The 25,101-nt window shown below is 42.5% G+C and carries 19 protein-coding genes; 4 read left to right on the forward strand and 15 right to left on the reverse strand.

All coding sequences use genetic code 11. The features are described 5' to 3' along the window. Nucleotides 1-204: 204 nt before the first annotated feature. Nucleotides 205-780 (reverse strand): hypothetical protein, encoded by a 576-nt coding sequence (locus tag ASD40_RS30775; protein WP_057306922.1) that lies wholly within the window; start codon nucleotides 778-780, stop codon nucleotides 205-207. A 199-nt stretch (nucleotides 781-979) separates the two neighbouring features. Between ASD40_RS30775 and ASD40_RS30780 the strand changes: the two genes are divergently transcribed. Then, nucleotides 980-2,014: a YheC/YheD family endospore coat-associated protein gene (locus ASD40_RS30780; protein WP_235549449.1), complete on the forward strand. Its 1,035-nt coding sequence runs from the start codon at nucleotides 980-982 to the stop codon at nucleotides 2,012-2,014. 89 nt (nucleotides 2,015-2,103) lie between these two features. Here the strand turns inward: ASD40_RS30780 and ASD40_RS30785 are convergent, their stop codons facing one another. The 6 genes from ASD40_RS30785 to ASD40_RS30810 all read right to left on the reverse strand — a co-directional run bounded on the left by ASD40_RS30785 (nucleotide 2,104) and on the right by ASD40_RS30810 (nucleotide 6,471). Beyond that, nucleotides 2,104-3,504 carry a sensor histidine kinase gene (locus tag ASD40_RS30785; RefSeq protein WP_057306924.1) on the reverse strand — a complete coding sequence of 467 codons (1,401 nt, stop codon included), beginning with the start codon at nucleotides 3,502-3,504 and terminating at the stop codon, nucleotides 2,104-2,106. Next, nucleotides 3,501-4,178: a response regulator transcription factor gene (locus tag ASD40_RS30790; protein ID WP_057306925.1), complete on the reverse strand. Its 678-nt coding sequence runs from the start codon at nucleotides 4,176-4,178 to the stop codon at nucleotides 3,501-3,503. Before ASD40_RS30790 ends, ASD40_RS30785 begins: the two co-directional genes overlap by 4 nt. A 28-nt stretch (nucleotides 4,179-4,206) precedes the next feature. Next, nucleotides 4,207-4,923, reverse strand: coding sequence for a 7-cyano-7-deazaguanine synthase QueC (gene queC / locus ASD40_RS30795; RefSeq protein WP_057306926.1), 717 nt, complete (start codon nucleotides 4,921-4,923; stop codon nucleotides 4,207-4,209). 55 nt (nucleotides 4,924-4,978) lie between these two features. Continuing rightward, nucleotides 4,979-5,659 carry a 7-carboxy-7-deazaguanine synthase QueE gene (locus tag ASD40_RS30800; protein WP_057306927.1) on the reverse strand — a complete coding sequence of 227 codons (681 nt, stop codon included), beginning with the start codon at nucleotides 5,657-5,659 and terminating at the stop codon, nucleotides 4,979-4,981. After that, nucleotides 5,659-6,132 carry a 6-carboxytetrahydropterin synthase QueD gene (queD, locus tag ASD40_RS30805; RefSeq protein WP_056827790.1) on the reverse strand — a complete coding sequence of 158 codons (474 nt, stop codon included), beginning with the start codon at nucleotides 6,130-6,132 and terminating at the stop codon, nucleotides 5,659-5,661. The genes ASD40_RS30800 and queD overlap by 1 nt, the downstream gene beginning before the upstream one ends. Before the next feature lie 69 nt (nucleotides 6,133-6,201). Beyond that, nucleotides 6,202-6,471: a hypothetical protein gene (locus ASD40_RS30810; protein WP_235549460.1), complete on the reverse strand. Its 270-nt coding sequence runs from the start codon at nucleotides 6,469-6,471 to the stop codon at nucleotides 6,202-6,204. 148 nt (nucleotides 6,472-6,619) lie between these two features. Between ASD40_RS30810 and ASD40_RS30815 the strand changes: the two genes are divergently transcribed. Beyond that, nucleotides 6,620-7,249, forward strand: a complete 630-nt coding sequence (locus ASD40_RS30815) for a nitroreductase family protein (protein ID WP_057306929.1) — start codon at nucleotides 6,620-6,622, stop codon at nucleotides 7,247-7,249. 77 nt (nucleotides 7,250-7,326) lie between these two features. Here the strand turns inward: ASD40_RS30815 and ASD40_RS30820 are convergent, their stop codons facing one another. The 6 genes from ASD40_RS30820 to ASD40_RS30845 all read right to left on the reverse strand — a co-directional run bounded on the left by ASD40_RS30820 (nucleotide 7,327) and on the right by ASD40_RS30845 (nucleotide 20,861). Continuing rightward, on the reverse strand, nucleotides 7,327-8,406 hold the full coding sequence (locus tag ASD40_RS30820) for a hypothetical protein (RefSeq protein WP_057306930.1): 1,080 nt from the start codon (nucleotides 8,404-8,406) through the stop codon (nucleotides 7,327-7,329). A gap of 138 nt (nucleotides 8,407-8,544) precedes the next feature. After that, a complete protein-coding gene (locus tag ASD40_RS30825; RefSeq protein WP_057306931.1) occupies nucleotides 8,545-9,978 on the reverse strand; it encodes a glycosyltransferase family 2 protein in 1,434 nt (477 codons plus the stop codon). 7 nt (nucleotides 9,979-9,985) lie between these two features. Continuing rightward, the gene (locus ASD40_RS30830; protein WP_057306932.1) at nucleotides 9,986-11,827 is read right to left on the reverse strand and encodes a hypothetical protein; all 1,842 of its coding nucleotides are present in this window, start codon (nucleotides 11,825-11,827) and stop codon (nucleotides 9,986-9,988) included. A gap of 115 nt (nucleotides 11,828-11,942) precedes the next feature. After that, nucleotides 11,943-12,740 carry a Cof-type HAD-IIB family hydrolase gene (locus ASD40_RS30835; protein WP_057306933.1) on the reverse strand — a complete coding sequence of 266 codons (798 nt, stop codon included), beginning with the start codon at nucleotides 12,738-12,740 and terminating at the stop codon, nucleotides 11,943-11,945. A gap of 116 nt (nucleotides 12,741-12,856) precedes the next feature. Next, nucleotides 12,857-19,807: a PKD domain-containing protein gene (locus ASD40_RS30840; RefSeq protein ID WP_057306934.1), complete on the reverse strand. Its 6,951-nt coding sequence runs from the start codon at nucleotides 19,805-19,807 to the stop codon at nucleotides 12,857-12,859. Between the two features lie 10 nt (nucleotides 19,808-19,817). Then, nucleotides 19,818-20,861, reverse strand: a complete 1,044-nt coding sequence (locus ASD40_RS30845; protein WP_057306935.1) for an S-layer homology domain-containing protein — start codon at nucleotides 20,859-20,861, stop codon at nucleotides 19,818-19,820. Between the two features lie 316 nt (nucleotides 20,862-21,177). Here ASD40_RS30845 and ASD40_RS30850 point away from each other — a divergent pair, with 316 nt between their 5' ends. After that, entirely contained in the window at nucleotides 21,178-21,774 is a 597-nt protein-coding gene (locus tag ASD40_RS30850; protein ID WP_057306936.1) for a hypothetical protein, read from the forward strand. Between the two features lie 367 nt (nucleotides 21,775-22,141). Here the strand turns inward: ASD40_RS30850 and ASD40_RS30855 are convergent, their stop codons facing one another. After that, complete coding sequence (locus tag ASD40_RS30855) at nucleotides 22,142-22,882, reverse strand: pseudouridine synthase (protein ID WP_057306937.1); 741 nt, start codon at nucleotides 22,880-22,882, stop codon at nucleotides 22,142-22,144. 6 nt (nucleotides 22,883-22,888) lie between these two features. Continuing rightward, complete coding sequence (locus ASD40_RS30860; RefSeq protein WP_057306938.1) at nucleotides 22,889-24,415, reverse strand: RsmB/NOP family class I SAM-dependent RNA methyltransferase; 1,527 nt, start codon at nucleotides 24,413-24,415, stop codon at nucleotides 22,889-22,891. A gap of 145 nt (nucleotides 24,416-24,560) precedes the next feature. On the opposite strand from ASD40_RS30860, the gene ASD40_RS30865 reads away from it, so the two are divergent. After that, nucleotides 24,561-25,070 (forward strand): thioredoxin family protein, encoded by a 510-nt coding sequence (locus tag ASD40_RS30865; RefSeq protein ID WP_057306939.1) that lies wholly within the window; start codon nucleotides 24,561-24,563, stop codon nucleotides 25,068-25,070. The last annotated feature ends 31 nt before the right edge of the window (nucleotides 25,071-25,101 follow it).

Genomic DNA, 25,101 nt, shown 5'->3' on the forward strand with positions numbered 1-25,101 from the left:
AGCGTAAACTTATTCTCATCAAATGTTTATAAGCTAACCATACAGGTTCAATATGAACCCAATATGAACAAATAAAAAAAGTCACCAATCATCTCCGTGAATAACACGGGGATCTATTGGTGACCTTCTTTAACTAACATAGAAACTGTGGCAGGTTATGATAGAACCGCCGCCATATAAAAGGTGCCATTTCCTAATTGATTATTATGCTAACTTTTCAATTACAATAGATGCGCTTACTACAGGTGTGCCTCCACCAATAGCGTTTTGCAATACCAAATTCCCCATATTATCAATCCGATTCAATGTTAACGTACCACCTGCCGTTAATTGAGTAACGACCTGACCTTGGTAAGGTTGGTTTCCTGCGTTTGTACCATAATTGCTGCAAAGTACCAAGGAAGCTGGAGTAGGACCAGCTGGATCAAAAAACAAACCAAACGCATTATTACCTGGTGTAGGGAACACTTCCCAACTTATAAGATAGGTGCCAGACTGAAGGATATTGATCGTTTGCGGAGCTGTGAATGAAATGGCCGTACCAGTGATAAGAGAATTATTGAAAGTAACGGCTTCTCCTTGCCCGCCGGGGACTGATGCAGCATCAACGTTTTGTTCCTCTGTGCTGCAAAGGAAAGCGAATGAAGATATCCCTCCAGCTGGACCTTGCGGTCCTTGCGGTCCTTGTGGTCCTTGTGGTCCTTGTGGTCCTTGTGGTCCTTGTGGTCCTTGTGGTCCTTGTGGTCCTGGAGGGCCTGGGGGGCCAGGTACTCTACCCATAAAAAATCACTCCTTATTTGTTGTCAAAATTAAGGTATTCACCTAACAACGTTTTGGCTGGGCTATTTTACCTCAAAGGCAAATTAATTTCTAATTTAATAAATGAACACATTTTCTATTCCATTGTATTCTTGTCCATACACTTCCAATTTCCTAACATATTCTGTATAGGACTTTCTTTACAGGATTAAGGAGGAAAATGATGGACAAAGGAAGCGGTTTAGTCGGTATCATGGTTGCTAACCAGTATGAAAGAAAGTATGCCCTGCAAAAATATCTGAATTGCAATACGACCCATATGAAATTATTCTGTTTTACCCCAGATGATATTGATTGGAAACGAAATAGCATATCCGGCATACATCGTATAAACCGAAAATGGCTTCTAAGTAAATTTCCTTTCCCCGATGTTGTTTACAATCGTTGTTATCGTTTTAACCCTAAAATCATCGAACGTTTAGGTAAAATAATCGGAAGGGACAAATGTTTCAATCATATCAACCAATTTAATAAGCACGAGATTCATATTCATTTAAGCCAATGGCTCGCACAATATTTACCGGAAACTATCTTGTATGACAGGGAAAATGTTTTGAGCTTACTAGATACTCATAAGGTCCTATACGTTAAACCTTGTTATGGAAATAAAGGGAAAAGCGTTTATCGTGTGGAGGTGAAAGATTCGAAGGAGATTCACATTGGGGAGCATCATTTTTCACCTAAAATCATCGTAAAAGATCCCCTGCAATTCCAAGTGAGCATTGATAAGCTTGTGGGATCCACCCCTTACATCATCCAAAAAGGCGTCGATATTCAACCACTTAACGAACAAGTATTCGATATCCGAGTACTCGCACAAAAAAATAAGAGAGGTCAATGGTCTGCCACCAACGTTATCAGTCGGCTCGCTCATAAAGGCTTCTTTAACACAAGCATGTGCGAGAAGGTTTGTTTATCCGAAAAAGCTCTTAAACAATTGTATCCTCCTGATAAAGTTAATGAAATCATTCGCTCGATTTACGACATAAGTTTAAGAGCGGCGGAAATCATTGAAATGGGAACCCACTGCCATCTAGGTGAACTTAGTGTTGACCTTGTGCTGGACAGCGCCGGATTTCTTTGGATCATAGAAGTGAACGGAAAGCCACAAAAAGAACTGTATGATGAGATAGACAAGCGTGACAGGGTTTATAAACGCCCATTAGAATATGCTCGCTATTTGCGTAAAAAATGATTTACAGTTAACCTACTATATGGGTTACAGCTTGGCGTGGTTACATGTTTTAATAGGAAAAGGACAGCATAAACATCTGCTGTCCTCTTTTATTTATTAGTTGGATATATCAGAATCGGTATCGTAACGACAAACAACGTTCCTCTATCGATCTCACTCTGCAGTTCAATAGTACCATGGTGAAGTTCAACAATTTTCCTTACAATCGCAAGTCCCAAACCGCTTCCGTCTGTCTCGCGCTGTCTGGACGCATCCGCCTTATAAAATCGTTCAAATATCCGTTCTTGATCCGAGGCAGCGATTCCAATGCCACTATCTTGAATGCGAATGCGAATCCTGTCATTGAGAGGTTCTAACTGAATGTGTATTGTCCCTCTTAAGGGTGTGAACTTGATTGCGTTCCCAAGAAGATTCATCCATACCTGACTTAATTGGTCTGCATCAGCAGTAACTTTCACTCGAGGAAGCTCCAAGTCCAGCTCCAATTGCTTACTTGACCACTGCGGCTCATAGAATACAACAACTCTACGTAATTGTTCATCTAGATCGTATGTGGTTGGGTGAAAAGGATGATGCTCCGACTCCAGAGAGGCCAGCTTCAATAAATTATCACTGAGGCGTGATAATCGCTCACTCTCACGTTCAATGATTTCCAAGTAACGTCCACGCTCCGCCTCGTCAATTTCTGAACCCCTTAGCGCCTTGGAAAAGCCCCGGATCGACGTAAGAGGAGACTGAATTTCATGGGAAACGTTCGAAACAAAGTCTTGCCGCATTTGTTCTAGCTGTTTCAGTTCGCCAGCCATATGATTAAAACTTTGAGCTAACTGTCCTAGCTCATCCTTTTGCTTCACTGAAACATGAACATTAAAATTGCCTCTAGCTAATCGTTCCGTAGCCAGCGTCAATTTTTTTAATGGATTTACTAGATAGCGAGATGCGACGAGAATGAGCAAGCTACCGACAATAAGTACGATGAGAAGTACAGTAATGACAGCTGTCTGCACTTGACGACGAGCTACCTCCGAGAAGTTTGGATGAATGAATAGGGCATAAGTTTTGCTATCAACTTGGAGAGGCAATCCTACCTTAATCTGATTGAATGGATCTTTGGGCATCCCATAGTCAAGGCTTTTGTAAATGCTGCCATGTAGAACATAGGCCACTTCCGATGGTTCAATACGAGGATTCCCTTTTTTGTCCAAAGAGATCGCCGTCGCAGGCTCTCCATTTTCGTAAAATAAAGTCAAGGTGTAGTTATCGTTTAATCGGTTGCTTCCTGCCACAAAAGAATCAAGATTTTTTGGCTGAATGTCTTCACTCAACGTGACTAGTTGCCGGCCAATCGCGAGCATGTCTGCTTGAAATTCCGTGGTAATCAGATTTCTGAAAAAGACCGTTGCCAACGGAAAGGCGACTGACACACTAACCACAACTATGGCCAGAAATGTCAGCACCACGCGCAGATAAAGCGACCTTATCTTAATCATGTATTCACCTCGAGCCTGTACCCAAGTCCGCGAATGGTCGTAATACGAAACTCCTCCGTCAGTGGTTCGAACCGCTCTCTCAAACGTTTAATATGAACATCAACCGTTCGGTCATCACCTTCATAATCCATCCCCCAGATCTGCTCAATGAGCTGCGTACGGGTGAAGATTTGTGCTGGATAACTAGCAAGCTTATAGAGGAGCTCGAACTCTTTTAAAGGAAGCGCCAAGCGCTGATCCTGTAATCGAACCTCGAATGCCGTGCGATCAATCAGCACATTACCGAGTGTGATCGTCTGAGAGGCGTTGATCCGATAACGCTTAAGCAAAGCTTTAACACGCATCACCAATTCCACGGGGTCAAAAGGCTTCACAAGATAGTCGTCCGTGCCAAGCTGGAAACCTTTCACCTTGTGGACGGATTCACTTTTAGCTGTCACCATAAGGAGGGGCAAATCTTCATATTGCGCCCTTAATTCGCGACAAAGTTCCCAACCGTCCATCAAAGGCATCATGACATCCAATACGACTAAATCCGCCGGTGTTGTTTCAAGCATGCTGAGCGCTTCTTGTCCATTGCTTGCCTGCATGACTGATAAACCTTCTCTGGCCAAATAAACGCGAATCAACTCTCTGATATCTGCGTCATCATCCACCACCATGATTCTGGTCACGAAACGCTCCGCCTTTCTTGCGGGAAACTTAAGCTAGGTATGGTATCGGATCTTTTGAACCCGCTTCTTCAAAACCCTTCAACCGTAAACGGCAGCTGTCACAAACACCGCAAGCTTCCGCTTTTCCATTGTAACAAGACGTTGTTAGCTCGTAAGGAACACCGATCTTCAAGCCTTCTTCCACAATTCGTGCCTTGGTCCAGTCAATGAGAGGTGTTTCAATCGTGATCCCTTTTCCTTCAACGCCGACCTTGGTGGCAAGGGCTATCACTTCTTCCACTTTATGAATGAACTCCGGACGACAATCCGGATATCCACTGTAATCGAGAGCATTCACTCCGATATATATAGCCTGTGATCCTGTTACTTCTGCATAAGAGGTTGCAATCGAAAGGAATAGCAAATTGCGTCCAGGTACATAAGTCACTGGAATTTCAGATTCCTCTGAACCTTCCGTCAAGCCATCCACAACATTCGGAACATCAATGCTATCATCCGTTAATGCGCTGCCGCCGAAATCACGCAAGAAATCTAGCTTGATGATCTTATGACGACCACTGACACCATAATGCTCAGCGACTTGCTTGGCATTCTCGATTTCGATCTTATGACGCTGACCATAGTCAAAAGAAATCGGATATAGCTCATATCCCGCTTCTTTGGCAAGTCCCATGCATGTTGTACTATCTAATCCGCCACTTAGAATGATGACGGCTCTTTTCTTATCTTCATTGCTTACGCTCATAGTAGACACCTCTTTTTCTTCTTGTGAAAAATGGATAAATAAGCAGATACTCGCTTTAAACGCCGCGCATCGCGGGATCCCAAATGATCTTATGCAGCTGCATATTGAGCTTCACCTTGGACAACCCTGCGTCAAGCATATGCTCGACGAGCTTGCGCGGCGGCATGGTCTCCCACACCGGGCTGAACATCGGCAGCGCCTTCGTCGGGTGCTGCTCAAGCACTTCCACCGCGGTGCGGAAGTCGTGCTCGCTGCCGATGACGAACTTCAACTCGTCCTGCTCGCGCAGCAGGGCGAAATTGCTCATGACCATCTGCTCCATCTCGCCAGAGTCGGGCAGCTTAAAGTCCATGACGTATCGCACCTTCGGCGATGCGACACGCTCTACGAACAGTGCGAGATCGATCGCGCCGTTCGTCTCGATATGCAGGTCATCGACCTGCTCCAGCTCTGCGAGCGCGTCGATTAACGCGAGCGACTTCTCGCCGTACAGGAGCGGCTCGCCGCCGGTAAGGCAAATATGCCGGGAGCGGTACGTCTGGACCTTGCTGATAATTTCAGCAATGGTCATGACGTTCTCCGCTTCCGCGGGCGGGTAGCTGTACTTGGTGTCACACCAGGTACAGCGCAGGTTGCAACCAAAAAGACGGACGAAGACCGTCGGGAACCCGGCACGGGTCCCTTCGCCTTCAACCGTCTCGAAGATCTCGACCATCGGAATGCGGATATCTCGCATTACACATCCTCCTCCATCATCGAGCGTGTGATGGCCGCATAACTAGTCGGCGTTTCCCACAGCCGGATTTCTTCCAGCATGATCGCTGGATAAAGTTGTTCCTCAAGCAAAGCCTGATGAATTTCCTCATACATCCAAACGACCATATTTTCAGCGGTTGTATTCATAGCGGGTAGCACATCATTCAAATATTTATGGTCCAATCGGTCAACGACACGTTCTTTTGCAATACGTTTAATATCACCAAAATCTATAGCGATCCCCCGGTTATCCACTTTTCCGCGCATAATAACTTGCAGTTTATAGGTATGTCCGTGCAGATTTTTACATTTTCCTTCATAACAATGCAAATGATGCGCACTGTCAAACGTAAATTCTTTGGAAATCAAAACGGATTTGTGATGATATTTCAATTGGTTCTCTTGGATGTCACGCCCCAACATTTGCACATCTCTTGGGATATCGTAGCTCATATCTATCACCTCATAATTATGAAAAAAACAGTACTCTACATTCTATCACGAAGAGACCGTTTTTCACAATCAATCTTGCTGTTTTCGTCTTCCCTTTTGCGACCAGTCCAAGTGACCGCGAATCTCCTGAATCCGTTCATTCTCATTACGTAAATCCGATTCGATTAGAGCTGTAAGACTTTCAATTTGATCGACTACGGTATTGGGAAGCTCAACCTCTTCGACTGATTTAACAATATAAAGCAAACATTGCAGCGTCTCATCCATAAGGCTCTTCTTCTTGCCGGTTAAGACGACTTCTGAGAGAAAAATAAGGTGACTAAGCTCTTTTTGCGTCATTTTCAAGAGGAACATCCCCTTTCTTGCTTCCATTATCCAACATTTTCCGACATCGCGAAAGACTCTCTTGACAACTTAAACTATAATATTTATGATTACAGTAATTGTTATTAACTGGTTTACATTTATATCCTTGGAGGGAAACCTAATGAGTACAGAAGTTAAATCCGAAGTTCTTAAAGTTTTAGAAGACCGTCATTCCGTAAAGCAATATCAAGCTGGGCACAAAATGCCAAAAGCTGATTTGGAACAGCTTTTGACGTCCACGTCACAAGCACCATCTTCATGGAACCTTCAACACTGGAAGTTTCTCGTTATTGAAGATCAAGCTCAAAAAGAGAAACTACTTCCTATCGCATATGGACAAAAGCAAATCGTAGAAAGCTCCGTTGTTATCGCTATTCTAGGCGATCTTGAAGCTAATAAAAACGTAGAACTCGCTTTTGGTCCAGCAGTTGAAGCTGGCCACATGCCAAAAGAAGTGTATGACACTCTTGCCGCTCAAATCGAACGCGCATATCAATATCCACAAGTTGCTCGTGACGAAGCTATTCGTAACGCATCCTTAGCAGCTATGCAGCTTATGATTGCTGCAAAAGCAATGGGCTATGACACATGCCCAATGGGTGGTTACGATGCCGGCAAATTCGTTGAAGCTTTCAACGTTCCAGCACGTTATGTACCTGTTATGCTGATTAGCGTAGGTTTGGCTGCTTCCCCTGCAAGATCTGCAGGTCGCCTTCCTTTGGATCAAATCATCGTTTCCAACACTTTTTAATTAAACAGAAAGGCATGACTTCCATCTTTTATGGGAGTTCATGCCTTTTTTATTTGGTGCTAGCTCATGGTGCTAGCTCAATGATATTGGTCTGTTTCGAACCAAATTTCATCAATTAGCTTATTTCTATAAAGCATGGATACATTAAACGTTTCATACTCTTTTTCTTTATCCAACTCTTCAAGCAATAATGTGGCAATTAGCTCTCGATCATCTGAATCCCCTGGCTCCCGGAAATCAATGAATCCTGTTAGCTGGCGAGAACTAATATCTACCGTTGCAGTACCAATAGGCAAACCACCATAGGATTGCTGATAAATTTCATACGTGAGTGTATCGCCATCATCTCTAGCCAAATTAATCGTGTAATCTTCCGGAGAAGGAAGCATCGTATCCTCTTCCATGTCATCAACCAAATCTAATAAATCAATGTGCGTTAATTCCACCGTATCTACGGTTTCCCCATTATAGATCATGTTAAAAATGAACGTATCCGTTTCATCCTCATTGAAATCTTCGACGATGAGCTCGGAGACCCTGTCCATTTCCTCATCAAAAGGATCGAATCTCCATGTTATATCTCCAATTACATCAGTACCATACATATGAAGCGTAATTTCAGCAATAAGCTCCGAGTCTTTATCATAAACATGATAATCCACACGGTTTCTACTTTCACCCACAATAACAAGCTCATAGCCCTGTTGATTCTTGCGTTCTTGAATCATTTCCATTTTATCTGGAGCATTCTCTGAGTCGATGTCATCGAATCGGGTTTCGTCCCTCACCCATTCATAATCAACCTCATCGTCATGTTCGTGACGAGTATACGAATGTGAGTCCCCTTCATGCATGCTAGATTGTAAGGCATGATCTGTCGCGATAACGAAATCATAATCACTGTAACTAACTAATACCTCGCACTCCTCAATAGCCAGTGCATCAATGACACTCTGAATGTATGACTGAACGAAATCATACACCTTCTGTTTGTCCACGATCGTAATGGACTGCTGCTCCAGATGAATCGAGCCTTTAAGTCGATCCGATTCCCTGTAGACTAGCGTTAACGTACCGACAAACTCCCCATTGTACTCAATATCGCAGACTTCTCCGCCTGCCGTTTTCAGGTCGGGTCTAAGCATAATATCGGCCACGACTTTCCTCGCCTCCTCTACAGTTCTTATGATTCTTCTGTAGATTGTCCCAACATCGTCCAAAATATGAGTATTCAGGATAAATGAAAAAGAACAGTTCCTAGCATCATTCTACATGACATGGGAACCGCCCTTTTGTTATTTACTTTGATCATTTAAGCGTTGACGTTCGGCTTCTATGGTTGCGAGTTTATCTTTTAGATTATACATTCCTCCGGAATGCTTTACATGCTTTGCAAAAATACTTTTTGCTATAGATAATCTCCCTGAACGCATAGCTAGCTCACCTAAAGTCAATTCTGCCTTCCATTCAGCGATTTGGTAGTCAGCACTTACACTGCCACGATAATTAGGTAAGCATGTTAACGATTGTTTAATGCTAGCTTCCGCCAACCGCAGCAGCTCATCCGCTTGCTTTATACGTACTTGTGAAAGCATATAATGAGCGTCTGGAAAAGCAGGATTATGTGCAATCGACTTAAGACAATAAGCTTCCGCCTCAGAATAATTTTTACGTACCATCATGATTTGGAAAAGCAGCTTATAAACGTCTGACATCCTACCAAAAGTAGGCAATAACAGCCCCAAACGCTCTGCTTCAAGCAATGCCGTGTACGCTTGCTCTTGTTCTCCTACCCCAATTGACTCCCGACCATAGTACAACCAGTGACCTGGATTCTCCGGCTCTTCCTGGATCATTAACTTCAACAAACGGAGATTTCTCTCCAGCTTTCTTCTGCTTTGCAGAATAGATGGTTCATAACCATGGTGATTCAGCCTAATTTTGACTGCGCGCCTATATATATCATTATGATATATTCCTTTGTTCGTTCCTACTTGTTCATGAACACGCCCGTGGAAGCGAATGCCTCTTCGGACTGGAAACATGCGAATCTGCGAAAAGTCATGGTGCACTATACCATTTACATGATTTACTTGCCAAATATGTAAAGCTGGAATGATATCTAGATGTTGAAAAACTCCTGCTACTTCCCTAATGGAGGGGACATCTTCAGGAACTAGCACCTCATCCGCGTCTACCCATACGACCCAATCCGACTGCACATGTTGCAGACCTTTGTTGCGAGCGGCGGCAAAGTCATCCTCCCATGTTATTCGGATAACTTTAACCTTGGGATACTGAGAAGCGATTCTAGGCGTGTCATCAGTAGATGAATCCACAACGATGATTTCATCAACGGCTCCCTGCAGAGCCAGAATGCACTTGGAGATGTTTGTTGCTTCATTGCGCGTCAATATAGCCGCAGCAACCGTTATTTTAGGCACAGTTAACAGTTCGTCTATATCATTTCGGTTATCACCTTGTGCCACTTGTTGCAACGCTTTATAGATTGGTTTGATCCATTGTGCTTGAGGATCAAGCAACCAGGCGCGATCAAATACTCGTTTGGCTGCTTGTCCTTGACTCTGTAGTAAAAGCGTCTCGCCTAGCATGACCCAGAGCTGGCCATCTAGGGGAGTATGGCTGATTGCTTGTTTTAGTTCCGTTTCGGCTTCTGCGAACTTTAGATCTTGGATGAGAGAAATGATATGTTCATGTTGTGTTGGCATAGTCACCTTATGGTTTAACATAAGGCACATAGAATACACGTTTTCCGCTGTCATCATTACCTTGTTCAGGATCTATCTTAAATAAAACATGTGTTCCTGAAGGTACATTTTCAGTTAGACTCATCGTGACCGTTGAACCTGTCTCAAATGTCCATGAGGAAACATCATTGTACTGTTCAGGAATTACTGATACAAAATCCCTAAAGTGGAATGAACCAGCCCAGTAGTTGCTATCATAATTTTGATACGGATAAAGCGGTCGTGGACTAATGGCTGGGATCTGTGTTTGAGGATTTCGAGTATCTTCAACTGAAATTACCCTGAAGTTAAAATCATCCTGATACAATACGGAACTATCTACTTGATCATGAGCATAAATTTTTATTTTTGAAAGAGAACTGCTTGTATAGTCCTTTGCATCAAATTTTAGATATACATTTTGATAGACCGATGCGGTGACAGCATTAATATCATTATTAAGAATATCATTTGGACCTATCCAAGCCCGGCTTTCCTCTCCGAAACCTAACTCACTTTGATAATCAAAAATATAGCTGCTTGTTCCTGCAGCATTTGATTTATACATGTCTAATGATGAAGGAAATGGATCGTAGCTTGCATGCTCGATATTTACATTAAGCTCGGTTTTATCATTAGGATGATCATAATTGAAAGCATGGATATTCTTAATCCGTAGAATACTGCCTTGAACAATGGTATTTAAATATTCCCATGATAACTTAGACGCTGATCCGAGATTAATGGTCGATGTTGAATTATCGGGTGAACCAAATTGTTCAACAGTAACTTCATAATGAATTTCATCCTCATCTACATCAAAAAATATATCATTAAGATCAATCTCAGCATCTTGTGATAACTTTAATATAGGATTGTTCAACTCAGATAAAAAATGTTGTGCAAGAACGCTATTTATTTTTATATCTGGAGGGCTATTAACCTCAGCAATATGAAAAGGAATCTTCCCTTTCGTAACTCCTCCATTGTGATCCACAACAAGAACGTCAAGGTCAAAGTCTCCTGCATGAAGAGGAATCAAATTATAACCATAAATGATTTCTCCTTCTGATCGGGCTTCGATTTGAATATTCTCATTATTCGCATTTATAAAAAATACTTTTAAATTATCTTCTATATCGTCATCATTGAAGTAATTATTAATTCGCTCTTGGATTTCTCCACTTTCGATTATTTCTCCTACTGTACCTTGAATTTTACTTGTCGCTTCAATTTGATAAGGAGCCGAGTTCACTAAATCATTATTAAACGGATTTACACTTAGCAGTGTTTCTGGATCAACATTTATAAGTAATCCTTTGACTTTATCAGCCGTATCAAACAAGTCAGCAGGTGCTTCATTCATGAGTTTTACAACTTTTGAAATATCAAACTTATATTGATCTGCATTTTCTGTATTCGGGACTACAATAACTTGAAATGTGTCTATGATTTGAGTGTAAGAAGGTACATACCTTGTTCCTTTTACCGTAAATGTTGCCTTTCCTACTTCACCAGCCTTTATTTCTAAGATTCCTTCGCTTCCCTCTAAAATTTCTCCCTTAGCCACATTCATTTCATTCTCGTTCTGTTCAAAATACATATACTTCGAACTATACAAAGAATCTAAATCAATATACTTAGTTCCGTTTAAAGGTATTACTATCGTCGTTATTTTTTCTACTGGAGTTGGAGGATTAGAAGAAGTAACAATGTTTGCATAACCCTGCTGAGCAGGAGCCACCATAAAAGGCACAGCCAAAATTGCCGTACTAGCAATTGCCCCTACTATTTTCTCCTTCTTACTATAAGCTTTCTTCTCTTTCCCCATCTTTACACCACCGTTATCAATTTTCTTTCTCTTATTCTACCATACGTCATAATATGGAAGAACCCCCTAAAACGACAAAAATCCTCAAAAACCGAGGATTTAATCGAATTTTATATTATAAACAGTATTTCAAGATAGCCTCACGGACACCCTCGTCATTATTAGAGGAAGTCACCGCATCCGCTGCTTCTTTCACGCCTTCTGGCGAATTCTCCACAGCGATGCCGAGTCCGGCAAATGCCATCATTTCTAGGTCATTGTAATAATTTCCGATAGCCATGATTTCACTAGGATCAATCTCTAAAGAAGCAGCCAAAGCTTTCAAAGCGTTGCGCTTATTGGCCTTTGTACTCATCACATCAATAAAGAGGTCGCCACTGCGAATCATCCGCATATGACCGTATAGTTTCTGTTCTTCCCATTCCTTTTGAATGCGATCCAACTCATTTTGGCTAAAAATTGTAAATTTCACTATTGGCAGTCCAAGCTCTGATACGTTCGTCACAAGTTTGGGGTTGATCATAAACTTTTGATACATCTGTTTTTCGTACTCACTGATCCGTTCGATATACATGTTAAAAGACGTACATACATCGAAATGAATGCCTTCTCTTCGCACATAATCCAACATAGGCTCAATTTCAGGAAGCGTAAAAGCAAACTCATTGATCAAAGTCTGACCCCGTTCATCCGCATGAACTGTCGCCGCGCCATTATGCGTAATCATCGTTCCCTCAAGCCCGAGTTGTTGAAGAATTGGCAATGTGCTAGCTGGAGCTCTTCCGGTACATAGCACAATGTGACACCCTTGATCATGTACCTCCTGAATCGTTTCAATCGTGCGTTCTGATAATTCATGCTCATCATTTAAAAGAGTTCCGTCTACATCCAGTGCTATTAATCGATATTTCAAGGTATTCTCTCTCCCTTGTACTTCGCCTTTTTATCGACTTATTGTACCATAGGAAGACATTGGATTCATCGAATTTACATAAAAAAGACAGCTATCCGAAGATAACTGCCTCCAAATTATTGAACCCTATGAACGCCGACTGATTTATTGACATTGCCAATGATTTGGACAGGAATGTCCTCCTTTTTCACAACACCGTTACGGTAACGAATTTGAAAATGAATGGTTTGTACTCCTTGAGGCAAGCCCTCCGCGAATGATTGGAATTTCGCATCAAATAGTTCTCCGCTAAAAGACGTTGCATCCCCTCCTGCTGCAACTAAACGCTCATTCACATAAATCGCATGCCCATCTAACCCTGTCGTATCGATCCAAGCTGTCACTTCGTCTACAGGCGCAGGTGAACTCTTGCTAGAAACTATGAATATTTCCCCAGAGTAGAAGTCCTTAGGTGGCGAAACTGTTTGGTGACCGCTTTTTTCATGCAAAATCAGCCAGTTGTCTGTATAGGTTACATCCGAATGAATCGTCAAGGGCATAGCAGCAATCATTTTGACTACGGTATTCGAAAGTCGTCCATCTGATACGGTTAACGACACCTTATACATCCCAGGCTTTAGAAAGCGATGAGAAATATCCTTAGTGGAAAAAGTGGTAGTACCCCCGTCAGGTTGCTCTAATTTCCACGCATAGGTTAGTACATCACCATCTAGGTCGAAAGAGGTATTCATGGTTGTCACTACATCCCCCTCCCAAACTGGCTTTGGAGTCCAGTCAAATTCGGCCTCAGGTGCTCGATTGATATAAAACCAAGTTTGCGCTGAATAATCTGACCAAGTAACCCCATCAAATACTCTAACTCTAACGCGGAGTTTTTGGCCAGCTGGAAGTTCCTGATTGACCATCCAACTCCCCACGTTAGAAACCGTCCCTTGGTAGAACTGCCCTGAGTCCAGTAACAGCACATCGTTAGCCTCATTGGTAATTTGCATTTGGAAATAAGTAAAAGTTGTACCCGGATCAGGATCGCTTTGGCTCCACTCAAAGGTAGGCCGCAGCTCGGAGAAAATAGTAGGCGAAGCTTGCGTCCCACTTGGAATCGTCATGTTCGCTGCTGGAGGTCTATTCGCCGTAAACCAACCGGAATTAGACCACGTTGACCAGTATCTTCCATCATGTACTCTAACTTGAACTTGGAAGGGGCCGTTTTGACCTTGGATTAACGAAAGACCAAACCACTCTGTAGGATGAGTATTCCAAGTATTGGAAATCGTGTAATAATCACAGTTGTTCCAGGAACTATTTTCGCTATTATAGCTACAAGAGTGCGCAAAGCTACCATATCTTTGAGCATCGTACACGTACCCATATTGGTTATACTGAACTTGAGTACCATTAGCATCAAGAATACGATATTGGAAACTACGATACTCCGTTGGAACATCTGGATCATTTTGATTCCAAGAAGGTTTCAAAACCCCGTCAGAAATAGGTGTAGGTTCGGCTTGGGTACCGTTAGGAAAAGTCAAAGTAGCTGTAGGAGGAAATCCTAATGCAAAATACCTTTCCGACCATCCAGACCATTCTCCTTGTTCATCCTGTACCCTAATTCTAACCCTGTAAGTTTGATTGGCGTACACAGTCATTGGATAGTTATAGCTTAATGAAACTGTATGGCCATCACTGAGTACATTAGAGACTTTTGCAATATTAGGGTTATTCATACTAAACCATTGCCATTGCGGATTATTATAATAATTATAGTAGTATTGTTGCACGTCTATTTCCGAACGTACAATTCGGCTATCCGCATCGTAATCTACCGCATTCCATGTAAATAAAGGATTATTCCCTGTTGAGCCAGACGGATTATTCATATCCGTACTCGTATGGCTCGTAATATCAACGAAAGGCGCATGATTCGCAGGTAGTGCGTCTAGCCACAATATAGCTTCTGCCCAATCAGACCACGCACCGTATTCATCTTTTACAGCTACCCTAAATGTATAAGCCCCCATTTCTTTTACTCTCAATAATTTTCCATTTACAGTTGTACCATCTGGCTTTATGTACTCGTATCTGCGCTCAATAATTCCTCTAGTTGCCGAATAATCAATGCCAGTTGGTTCCGTAGAGTAAGTCCAATTGTTTAGCCAACGATCAGGATCATAGCTTTGATCATCGTAAGTCACGTTATAATAGATATCTTGATTTACATTCAAAACCCCTATTGGTCTACGATGGATCAATACATTTCTAGTATAAGGATCAGATTCAGACAGGTACTCTGCAAAGGCAGGATTCGGATATTTAAAGCCAACAGGCGTAGGATCATCTGCACCAATAAAAGTTAATTTATAAACCCCTACCTTATCTAACGTTTTAATCGGATCTCCATTAAATGTTTGATTATTGTAAGCAGAAAGTCCACTTTTACCATCCCCCGAATCTAAAAATTTCGTAGAGTTCGTATGCTCGTATTTCCATTTATCCTTACTAATCAAATGATCATCACTTTCAGGATCCGCATACTCCGTAGCGTACGTCAGTTCTTCTCCCGCAATGCCGGTATCGCTAATTTTGTTGTTATCTACAATTGGTACTTTGACATAAAAGTTACGGAAGTGAGAACCATATCCGCCTATGAAAAATCCATAAGTACCCTCTGTTAAAGCAAGATCGGTTACTTCCAGAATAGGAACAGTACCCATCCGTACTTTTATTTTTCCACCTCTAACACTAACCTTCATGTTGTTAAAAGATGTCGTAGACAACCAGACTGGCGTTGACCGTAACTCAGTACGAACACCGCCAACGAGCTTCGATAAGCTTATTTTGTTTGTTGTAAACTCTAATCGATACATCGTATTGTTATTCGTTGCCCTGAAGATTAAACCCGAAGGAGCATTCACATTCATATTCACACTAGCTTGCAAGAAATCGAACACGTAATCTGCGTCTCCAATACTCGTATCCTTCTTCATGGTTTGACCTATTTCCGCTAAAGCGTAGCTGGAAGGACTAGTCGTTCCACCATTTATCTTATAATAGTAGAATTTACGTTCAGATTGACTATCATCTTCATCATAGTGAGAAACATAGCTGCCTACACTACAAGAACCACAGGACGTCCATTGAAAGTTCCATCTTCTTAACTTATAATGCTCTTCTTGAAGAACGACTTGAAACTCTCCATCTGCACTTAATCCTGCCGAAGATACCGTATATCTAAACCTCTCTTGAAGCGTTTGTTCGTGAGAAAAGGTATTAGTTGGTCTAGTTCCTTTGGTCGTATAGGAAGCAAGTTGGTTTGCGTACTTATCAGCAACTACGATTTTGTTCATACCGTCAACGATATAGACATAGCCATCAGCCGAGACAGAATAATTCACCTCAATTAATGTTGAACTATCGCTATCTGAACCATCACCTCGTATTACGCTGCCATCTTCACTTCTTGAACGATTATTGAAGTAGATATCTTTGTATATTTCTATCTTCTTCGTAACACCCGTTTGCTTATTATAAGATACAAAGTATTCACTAACTGTTCCTGATCGGTTACTGCTAGACCCCCAATTCCCAGAACTATATGTATCCGTAGTTAAATTCATTGGTTGCTCTCGATACAGATATACTTCTGAGTCCTCATAGATACCCGTTAGAGTAGGTGCAGGAATAACAGTATTAGCAGCTACTTCTAATCCTGTCTCTACATCAAGCCAAGTAGTCACAACACACCCACATTGCCATGAGTAGTTACCTCCAAGCGAAACCTTAGTTCCGTCATTGTTTAGTTTCAGATTAGCATGAGGTGATCTTGTTCCACTTTCACTGGACGAACAGTCACCAGAACAGCCATCATAGATGTACTGACCAGAACGTTTCCAAGATGTACCATCAGCAGTTTTACGATAAATAGTCCATGTCTCACTATAATCATTATCATTATAATATCCGGATTTGAAGTCTACCGAATAAGCTCCACCTTTAGCATCATAAGCTAGGAACTTTCCTGGGTTATCAGGTGTAGGTTTAATAGGGATATACTTTTGTTGAACATAATCATAAGTATTTCCCAAACCTCCGTCTATTTTAGTATTAGTACCGTCAAAAAATGGAATGGAACCAATAGAACCAACTCCATATCTGTTACCCAAAAATTGTGTATTAAATAACTGAGGAACGGGGAACGTATGCCAAGCGTTATAGGTTGTTTTTTGGTACTGTTCAGGAGTAATCGTTAATCCTGTGGCAGGGCCATTGAAAGGCTGTTTACCATAATGAGATGTTAATCCGTTGGTAGCCGTGTTGTATGTAAATCCAATATCCTTCACTTTATTTAAATTAGGATTGGTTAAAGATGAACCTTGCCACTGATCCCCATATGCCATTAGCATTTCATTTTCTAATGTTGTATGAAACAAAGGAGGTTCTGGATTTGCGCTTGTGACACTGAATGAAACTTCGGGAGAATCATTTTTGATATCAACCACATAGCTTTTGGTATGCGTTAACCCCCAATCCTCCTTTGTTTTTACCGTTAATTTATACTTACCTACCTTAGGAGCTGAAAGTATAGCCGGTCCACCAACGGTTATCGGTATATTTAAAGGCATATGATCATTGAAAATGCCATCGTCATTGCTATCGTACACATAGGTAATAGACGTTTCTACGATTACATCTCCATCGGGACTGAAAGATAAATCCCTGAACGGAACATTTCCTCTTACAGCAAAGATAGGCAAGTTGATGGCAGCTACGGGAGGTTTATCCTCCACAACGTTTATGTTTTTAATTGCTATGTTTTCTGGCAAGCTGCGGACACCATAATTGTCCTTTACTTCTAAGGTTACAGTCTCTATGCCTACATTGGGATAAACGGGGAGATTATTCGTCCAGAAATACTCCGCTATCGTTCTGTTTTTAGCTGGTTTGCTGCAAGCTCCATTAATTGCATTAGCTGCAAGAGGACGGTTTTGTACGACACGGTTCGGTACATTAATACAGGGTAAAGGCTCCGGACGCATAATAGCTATTGTTGCATCCTTTTGCGTACAAGCTCCCTTATCATCACACATTTTCGCAGTTATCGTATGGTCACCGGCTGTTGATGCCGTTAACCACGTAAGCTTATCCTCACCCTTTAGATAGCCCATAGAAGGAAAGCTCTTGATCCAAGTACTTGAGCTGCTTGGGAATAACCACTCGAAAGTTACGATATCATCGTCAGGATCGTAATGGTTAGGAGCAATTTCTGGCAACAACCTCACATTTAATTTATCACCAACAATGGAATCCGATAAAGGAATCCTACTATAGTAATCAGCATCAGCAAACCATCCAATCTCAAATTGAGGTGGTCTATTCGGAGGTTTTGGACCGACTGTAAACTTGCCTTCATAGAAATAGGAAGTTCCTCCACAGCTATCCTCAAGCTTGTATTCAATAACCACTTCGCCGCTTGTAATATCGCCTGGATAACCCGTAAAACCCATCATCCCATAAGCAAAAATGGACATATCACTCACAGAAGTACTACTTAACGAACTCCAACCGTATTGAATATATGCACCTGTAGTTTGGGATAAAATGAACCTTCCTTGAACAGGGATACAGCCAGAAGGAATCGTCCAGTCTGCTTTAATGAGGTTGGAATCTTTCCAAGGAATTGAGGGCTTATCGGCTGAGGTAGTTCCGCTAAAGTTTCCGCCGCTTGGTGTACAACTTGCTTGGGGAGTAATGAATTGAGTAAGTATATTATTAGAGGCAGTTGTTTCTGAGATATCGTCATTGGAATCAACGGTTAGCGTGATGCTTTTCATACTGCTGAAGGTGTAGGGGATGATCTCGGTTTTGGTCTCTCCTGAAGATAGACCAGATGTGTAGGAAAGAGTTTTGAACACTGAGCCGTCGGCGGCTAGGGTTACGCTGAAGGATGTTCCACTGGGGATCGCAATACCAATGTTTTTAAATTTTATCGTGATGTTTACACTTGCATTCTGAGGCACACAAGCACCTGCATCAATTGATACGGAAGCTAGATCTGCCTTGACTGGGGCGGTGTAAGAAACGTCTATAGACATTTGATACTTATACGTTGTGCCACTCCAAAGTCCGATAGCGAACATTTCATAGTTACGCGACAAACCACCAGAGCCATCAGAGTCGGGACTATCATAAATCTGGTTAGCGGGTACAGTGTCGTCTAATAGCATCATAGTGCGGATCATACCAGTTCCAGCAACATCACCTTTACCATAAGCTAAGGGTCTTGCACCATACCCCGCACTCGGCTTTTCAGCCCCAATTATTTCTATGCTACTTTGATCTAACTTATCCGGATCAGTTATATCTGCACCAAGACCACCCACACTAACAGAAGATTGATTTAAGTACCATTTAGAGGCCCGAGACACTTCATATGCTGTGGTAACAGCATATCCCTCTTTACCGTAATCAGCTTCTTTATCGCCACTAGCACCATTAGTGCTGTATAGGGGTGATTGAAAGGAGTAACGTAAGTCAGGTCCAAAAGTGGCAGAGTCACCATAATTAAAATTGTCAACTAATGTGTATCTTTTTCGGCCCCACAATGGGATAGCTCCCGGATACGGGGAAGGGTTTCCACTAGCACCATCGAACTCAACCGGAATAGTCTTTGATCCCTTGTGTTCCCATATTTTCCCTGATGGTTGTCGATAAATTTGGTGCATTGGGAATGTCGCAGATTTGCCATAAACAGTGGTGTTTCCACCAGCAAAACTGGTCAAAGTTATAGTGGTTCCTGTAAATGAGGCACTACCACCAGAACCACCCTGATTATTTAAAGTAACCCCTGCAATCGTCCCACCAAGAAGTGAACTGACATCCTTAGTGAATGTCTTAGTTGCGGAGGAAGAATATTGAGCAGCAACAGATGATGTGCTATAAGTTCCTTGTTCAAAATTGTAATACAAAGTAATAGATGAGGCGGCTTTGACACCTCCTGTGCCAATGAATGGCAATAATAATTCAATAAATATTATAAATAAAATTGCCCTGTGAACAAATTTACGCAACATGATCACACCCCTATTTAATTGCCAATATTGTATCAGTATTTAAAATATTAAATACAATTCCAAGATTAGCAAATCGATTAGGAAGTACGTAGGCTACATAACCCTCGTTAGTCTGAGGTTTATTAAATTTCATCCACCGTGTCAACGCCTGCTCGGACATCAGAAGATAATTTGAAGTGTCCAACTGCGTTAATACTTGAGAAGGAAACAAATCTGGAGCTCCCACACCAGTTCCAATAGCAACTACAGTGAAGTTTGCTAAAATAACTTTGTTGTCAGTTTTACTGGTTGTTTGTTCCCAAGTCCGCATATCAATAAGCTTCATGTAAGGATCATCTGGATCAGCAGGATCGGCAACGATAAGTTTATTCAACTTAACCGTAACGCCCTCAGCATACTTCCAAGTGGTTCCCATTTCCTTTGCCTTTAAACCAAGCATTGTACCCACATTACTACCAGTCTCAGCAATTTCTGCAGCACTTGCAGCATACTTATCTACCGGTAATTTCTCACCCTTTTTAGCCGACAAGATACGCTCAATAATCGTTATCGCCTGTGCTCGAGTACTAGTACCATAAGGCGCCAAATCTGTCGTGCTAACCCCATGAATCAACCCTAATTTCACAGAATCAAGCATTGACCCCTTCAAAGCTTTATCCACACTCCGAGCGCTTAACATAGCCATTTCAAAGCGTTGAAGTGGCTCATTATATCTCTCCGGAAATTCCACTGGAATAACACTTAACTCCTTCAGCCTGTTAACATAAGGCACGTACCAATCATTTCCCTCAACCTTTTCAACTTTTTCACCTGCGGCAGAAGATAACATTTTGATAAACTCAGCACGGCTAATTGGTAAATCTGGCTTAAAGCTTCCATCGTCATAGCCATCAACGTATTTCTTTTCCACTGCATTTTGAATAGACTTTTCGGCCCAATGCTGCGATGTGTCCACGAACTTGATGGGGCTTTGTGCGGAGGAATTAACCGCATCATACCCTATAGATGTTGCGCATAGTACCGTACATAAAATCATTGAAAACCTTTTTCTCATAATAATCCCCTCTTTCTATTGGTCACTCATTACATACAAAACGTGACTTATCATTATCGGTAGCATCGCATTACATAAAAAACCGCCCAGTAATCGCCTAGCACACAGCGACACATGGGCGGTTCTTCCGCACGCATTCCATATTCTTCTTGTTTGAAAATACCATATACTAGTAGTTTTGTAAATCTCTAATTTTAAGATGTTACTTTTCCGCTTCGTTTTCCCCCTCCCCTTGGCTAAAGCTTTCGTGCCGATTGTCATATGTGTGCTAGATTTAGAATAAGTAGTAATAGAGAAGAAAAGGAGGACCGCTTGTATGCTAACTTTAAAATCATGGACTAGTTTTTTTAACAGGGAAACTCCTGAATTTTATAAAACCGTTAAAGTCCGTGCACCTCGCGATTTTTTTAACCGGGCAGAAGTTTTCATTGAAGATATTCAATACACAACCAATGAAGACCTCCTTGGTATGAATATAACGTTTCTCGTAAAGCTATTATTTGATAATTTTCTCGATCACGTACGCCAAGATAAGGATTTGTATGATTACGTGTTGGATTTGAGAGAAAACTACAGTCACTTTTTAAACACAAATACTAGCGTTGTAGGTAACAATCTGCGAGAGATAAATAGAGTTGAGAAGTTTCAATGGAGTTTGTCTAACGTGTCTAGTATGACCGGTGCAAGGGATTATTTGACCCTTAACGTAGACATCCATCCAAGAGAAGTCAACCGAATAGCGGTGTTTTTCGATGATTGGGATTGCAAGTATGAGATTCCATTGGAAATGGACCTGAATGAGCTTTTGTCGTTGCTCTTCATTGAATTCATCACAGAACTAAGGAACGGACTTGCTGAGGAGACCAAAAAGGAGATTATTGCATCCATCCTAAAGAAATGGGAAGAGCTTTAGTAAGATTCATTAAAATAATTTGGCTTAAGTCGTCCTTGGATAAGCGAGTTTTTAAAAGTTGAAACAAGGCAAGTTACGCCTAAGACATTTATGATTTAAACAACCGATTGCTTTCCGTGTTGTTGCATTTTGTACAACATTTCGCATGCTAATCAGCATTTTTCTCACCGATGTTGCAATAAATACAATAATTTTAGCCAAAATCCGTTCAATCACATCAAAAAAGGATAAATTGTTGTACCACATACAACATCTTTCGCTTAGCCAGAAGAAATCAGTGAAATTGTTGTACGATGTACAACTTTCCTAAAAAAAACACGCACAAGCCGTTTCATATTGCAGCGGCTGTGCATGCTGTTCGTTAAACTTAATTGGCATTCTGTAAAGCAAGAAGTTCCTCTTTACTCAACTCTCTCACTTGACCCAATGCTAAACTTGGATCTAAAGCTAGTGGCCCCATCGAAATCCGTTTCAAGTATACGACTTTTTTGCCTACAGCTTGAAACATCCGTTTCACCTGATGGAATTTGCCCTCCATGATCGTTAGCTCGATTTCCGAGGGCTCATTTTCAGACTCATTACCGGTCTTCAGAATTTTCAAAATACCCGGAAGTGTTTCATATCCATCGTCCAAAGTAACACCTTGAGAGAAGGCTTCGCGGTCCGATTCACTAACCTCCCACTCCACTTTTGCGAAGTAGGTTTTGGGTACATGTTTGCGTGGAGAAAGAAGGTTATGGGCCAATTTCCCATCGTTCGTTAGCAAAAGGAAGCCTTCTGTATCCTTGTCCAATCGTCCAACAGGGAAAACCTCGAATGGCGCATATGCCTTATCCAAAAGATCCACAACCGTGCGGTCGCGGTTGTCTTCTGTGGCAGAAACGACCCCCTGCGGTTTATTCATCATGAGGTAAACGAACTCACGATATGACACCGATTCACCGTTTACAGTGATGATATCGGTATCGGTGTTCACCTGCATACCGCTGTCTTTGACTTTCACACCGTTGACGAAAATCGCGCCTTCTTTGGCGAGGCGTTTGAGTTCAGAGCGTGTGCCAATGCCCACATGGGCGAGTATTTTATCGAGCCTTTGTGTTTGTTTCATGACCGATTAGGTCCACCTCCAGCCGGGCGGGTATTCGTTCTTCAGCATCCCGTCGTGCCATTTGCCCCAACCGACGGGATGATCTTCAATGCAGACTAGGCAGTAGCCTTTGGCTGACTTGGTCACTTCCGGGTCGCGGATGATCTCGCTCTCCGCGACTTCGAGCGTCTCGCCCTTCAGGTACCGAAGGGCTCGCTCGTCGCTCGAAGCCAAGCTCAGCGCTCGCTTGGCTTCGCGCATGCGCAGTCCCATGGCTAGCGCATGGGACGGTTCGAATCGGCCGCGGTGCAGCGCGCCGATGTACCAGCCCGGCCGCACGACTTTCAGTCCGTGCAGCTCGGGCAAACCTGCCGGCGACGCATACGCGTGCTCGCCGTAACACACGAGCCGCGCACGGGCGAAGGGCTCGCTGCGAAGCAGCTCGCCCGAGAAAGCCTCCAGCGGCTCCAAGCTCACAGCCGCGCGAGTCGACGTCTCCGCGCGACCCTTCCGCAGCGCCTCACGGCCGCTGCGCTTCCCAACTACCGATGCCGACACAACGTCGGGATCACTCCCTACCTCTTGCGCATCTCTAGCATCTCCCGCGGTGGCAGCCCCGTCCCGCCGCAGCACAGCAACATAGTGCCCCTCGCCCCGCAAACGATGCGGCCAAAGCCGAGCAGTTCCCGCCACAGCCTCTCGAGCGCGTTCAGAAAACTCCTCCTCACACCAAGGCGAACGCAGCCATTCCGACCTTCCAGCACCAAAGCCCTCAACCGGAACCACATCAAACGCCGGATGCTTGTCCAAAAACTCCGCGATCTGCGCTTCATTCTCCTCCGGTGAGAACGTACAGGTCGAATATACAATCATTCCGCCGGGCGCTAGCATTTGAGCCGCCTGACCAAGCAGTTCTCTCTGCATACTAGCAAATTCCTGTACCGAATGACGCTCCCATTGCTGCATCATCTCTTCTTCTTTACGGAACATCCCTTCACCTGAACAAGGCGCATCTATTAGTATTTTATCGAAATAGCCTTGGAAGACCTTTAACATCCGCTCCGGCTTCTCATTCAAAACAATAGCGTTTCTAACTCCCAAAAGCTCAAGGTTTTTAACTAATGCCTTCACACGATCAGAATGAATGTCATTAACAACAAGCACCCCTTCGCCTTGAAGCTTAGCGGCTATTTGCGTTGATTTCCCGCCAGGTGCGGCACATAAATCAAGAACACGGTCCCCTGGGAGTACTTGCAGCAATTCTACAGGCGCCATCGCGCTTGGCTCTTGAATATAGTAAAGGCCTGCATGATAATAGGGATGCTTCCCTGGTCGTTCACCTTCTTCATAATAAAAGCCATCGGTAGCCCAAGGCACCGCGCTCAGCGCAAATGGACTTTTCGCCAAAAAATCCGCCTTTTCCACCTTCACCGTGTTCACTCTTAAACCAAACGTTCTCGCTTGGTCATACGATTCCAGAAATTGCTCAAATTCATTTTCACCCAATAAATCAATCATCTTTTCTTTAAAAAGGGCAGGCAGCTGCTTCGTCATCCGGACATCTTCTCTTTCATCTTTTAATATCGGTATTATATCTAACTTGTCACCAAACAGCCAATTATTTTCAAAATATCAACAGGATATGCTATACTTTTTATAGAAGATAGTAGAAAGTAAACATTATAAAGAGGTGCATACATTGAAGAAGCTGCTTATTTATCTAGGCATTGTTCTTGTTTTATTTGGAGGCTTATATTTCGTTAATCAGCAGTCTACCAAAACTTCGGACAAAGCTAATGCTGGTAATCCCTATGGCGTTGCTGCATCCAAATTAAATCCGGAAACTGTAAAACAATTAACTGATCCGAACTATCAAAACCTTATTCTACCGAAAGATTTGGATCAAAGACTAAAGAACAAAGAAACATTTTTCCAATATTATTATGCTTCGACCTGCCCGCATTGTAAATTAACAACCCCAGTTCTTGTTCCTATAGAAAAAGAGCTAGGTATTGATGTCAAACAATTCAACTTGGAAGAATTCAAAGAGGGCTGGCAGAAATATAAAATCGAATCCACACCTACACTCGTCTACTACAAAAATGGTGTAGAAGTCGAGCGAATTGTTGGCGGTGTTCCTGAATCAGGCTCAACCGGAGGCAACACTCCTGAAACTTTCAAAGCCTTTTTCCAAAAGTATAAAGGTTAAATCCTACGATAAAAAGCAGCGGAGATCCCGC

This window comes from Paenibacillus sp. Root444D2 (assembly GCF_001426375.1).
Classification (GTDB): domain Bacteria; phylum Bacillota; class Bacilli; order Paenibacillales; family NBRC-103111; genus Paenibacillus_E.

What these genes read in the sequence shown, in the direction of transcription:
- ASD40_RS30775 (WP_057306922.1), bottom strand. Translation starts at nt 780, where the DNA reads ATGGGTAGAGTACCTGGCCCCCCAGGCCCTCCAGGACCACAAGGACCA.
- ASD40_RS30780 (WP_235549449.1), top strand. Translation starts at nt 980, where the DNA reads ATGATGGACAAAGGAAGCGGTTTAGTCGGTATCATGGTTGCTAACCAG.
- ASD40_RS30785 (WP_057306924.1), bottom strand. Translation starts at nt 3,504, where the DNA reads ATGATTAAGATAAGGTCGCTTTATCTGCGCGTGGTGCTGACATTTCTG.
- queC (WP_057306926.1), bottom strand. Translation starts at nt 4,923, where the DNA reads ATGAGCGTAAGCAATGAAGATAAGAAAAGAGCCGTCATCATTCTAAGT.
- ASD40_RS30800 (WP_057306927.1), bottom strand. Translation starts at nt 5,659, where the DNA reads ATGCGAGATATCCGCATTCCGATGGTCGAGATCTTCGAGACGGTTGAA.
- queD (WP_056827790.1), bottom strand. Translation starts at nt 6,132, where the DNA reads ATGAGCTACGATATCCCAAGAGATGTGCAAATGTTGGGGCGTGACATC.
- ASD40_RS30810 (WP_235549460.1), bottom strand. Translation starts at nt 6,471, where the DNA reads ATGACGCAAAAAGAGCTTAGTCACCTTATTTTTCTCTCAGAAGTCGTC.
- ASD40_RS30815 (WP_057306929.1), top strand. Translation starts at nt 6,620, where the DNA reads ATGAGTACAGAAGTTAAATCCGAAGTTCTTAAAGTTTTAGAAGACCGT.
- ASD40_RS30825 (WP_057306931.1), bottom strand. Translation starts at nt 9,978, where the DNA reads ATGCCAACACAACATGAACATATCATTTCTCTCATCCAAGATCTAAAG.
- ASD40_RS30830 (WP_057306932.1), bottom strand. Translation starts at nt 11,827, where the DNA reads ATGGGGAAAGAGAAGAAAGCTTATAGTAAGAAGGAGAAAATAGTAGGG.
- ASD40_RS30840 (WP_057306934.1), bottom strand. Translation starts at nt 19,807, where the DNA reads ATGTTGCGTAAATTTGTTCACAGGGCAATTTTATTTATAATATTTATT.
- ASD40_RS30845 (WP_057306935.1), bottom strand. Translation starts at nt 20,861, where the DNA reads ATGAGAAAAAGGTTTTCAATGATTTTATGTACGGTACTATGCGCAACA.
- ASD40_RS30850 (WP_057306936.1), top strand. Translation starts at nt 21,178, where the DNA reads ATGCTAACTTTAAAATCATGGACTAGTTTTTTTAACAGGGAAACTCCT.
- ASD40_RS30855 (WP_057306937.1), bottom strand. Translation starts at nt 22,882, where the DNA reads ATGAAACAAACACAAAGGCTCGATAAAATACTCGCCCATGTGGGCATT.
- ASD40_RS30860 (WP_057306938.1), bottom strand. Translation starts at nt 24,415, where the DNA reads ATGACGAAGCAGCTGCCTGCCCTTTTTAAAGAAAAGATGATTGATTTA.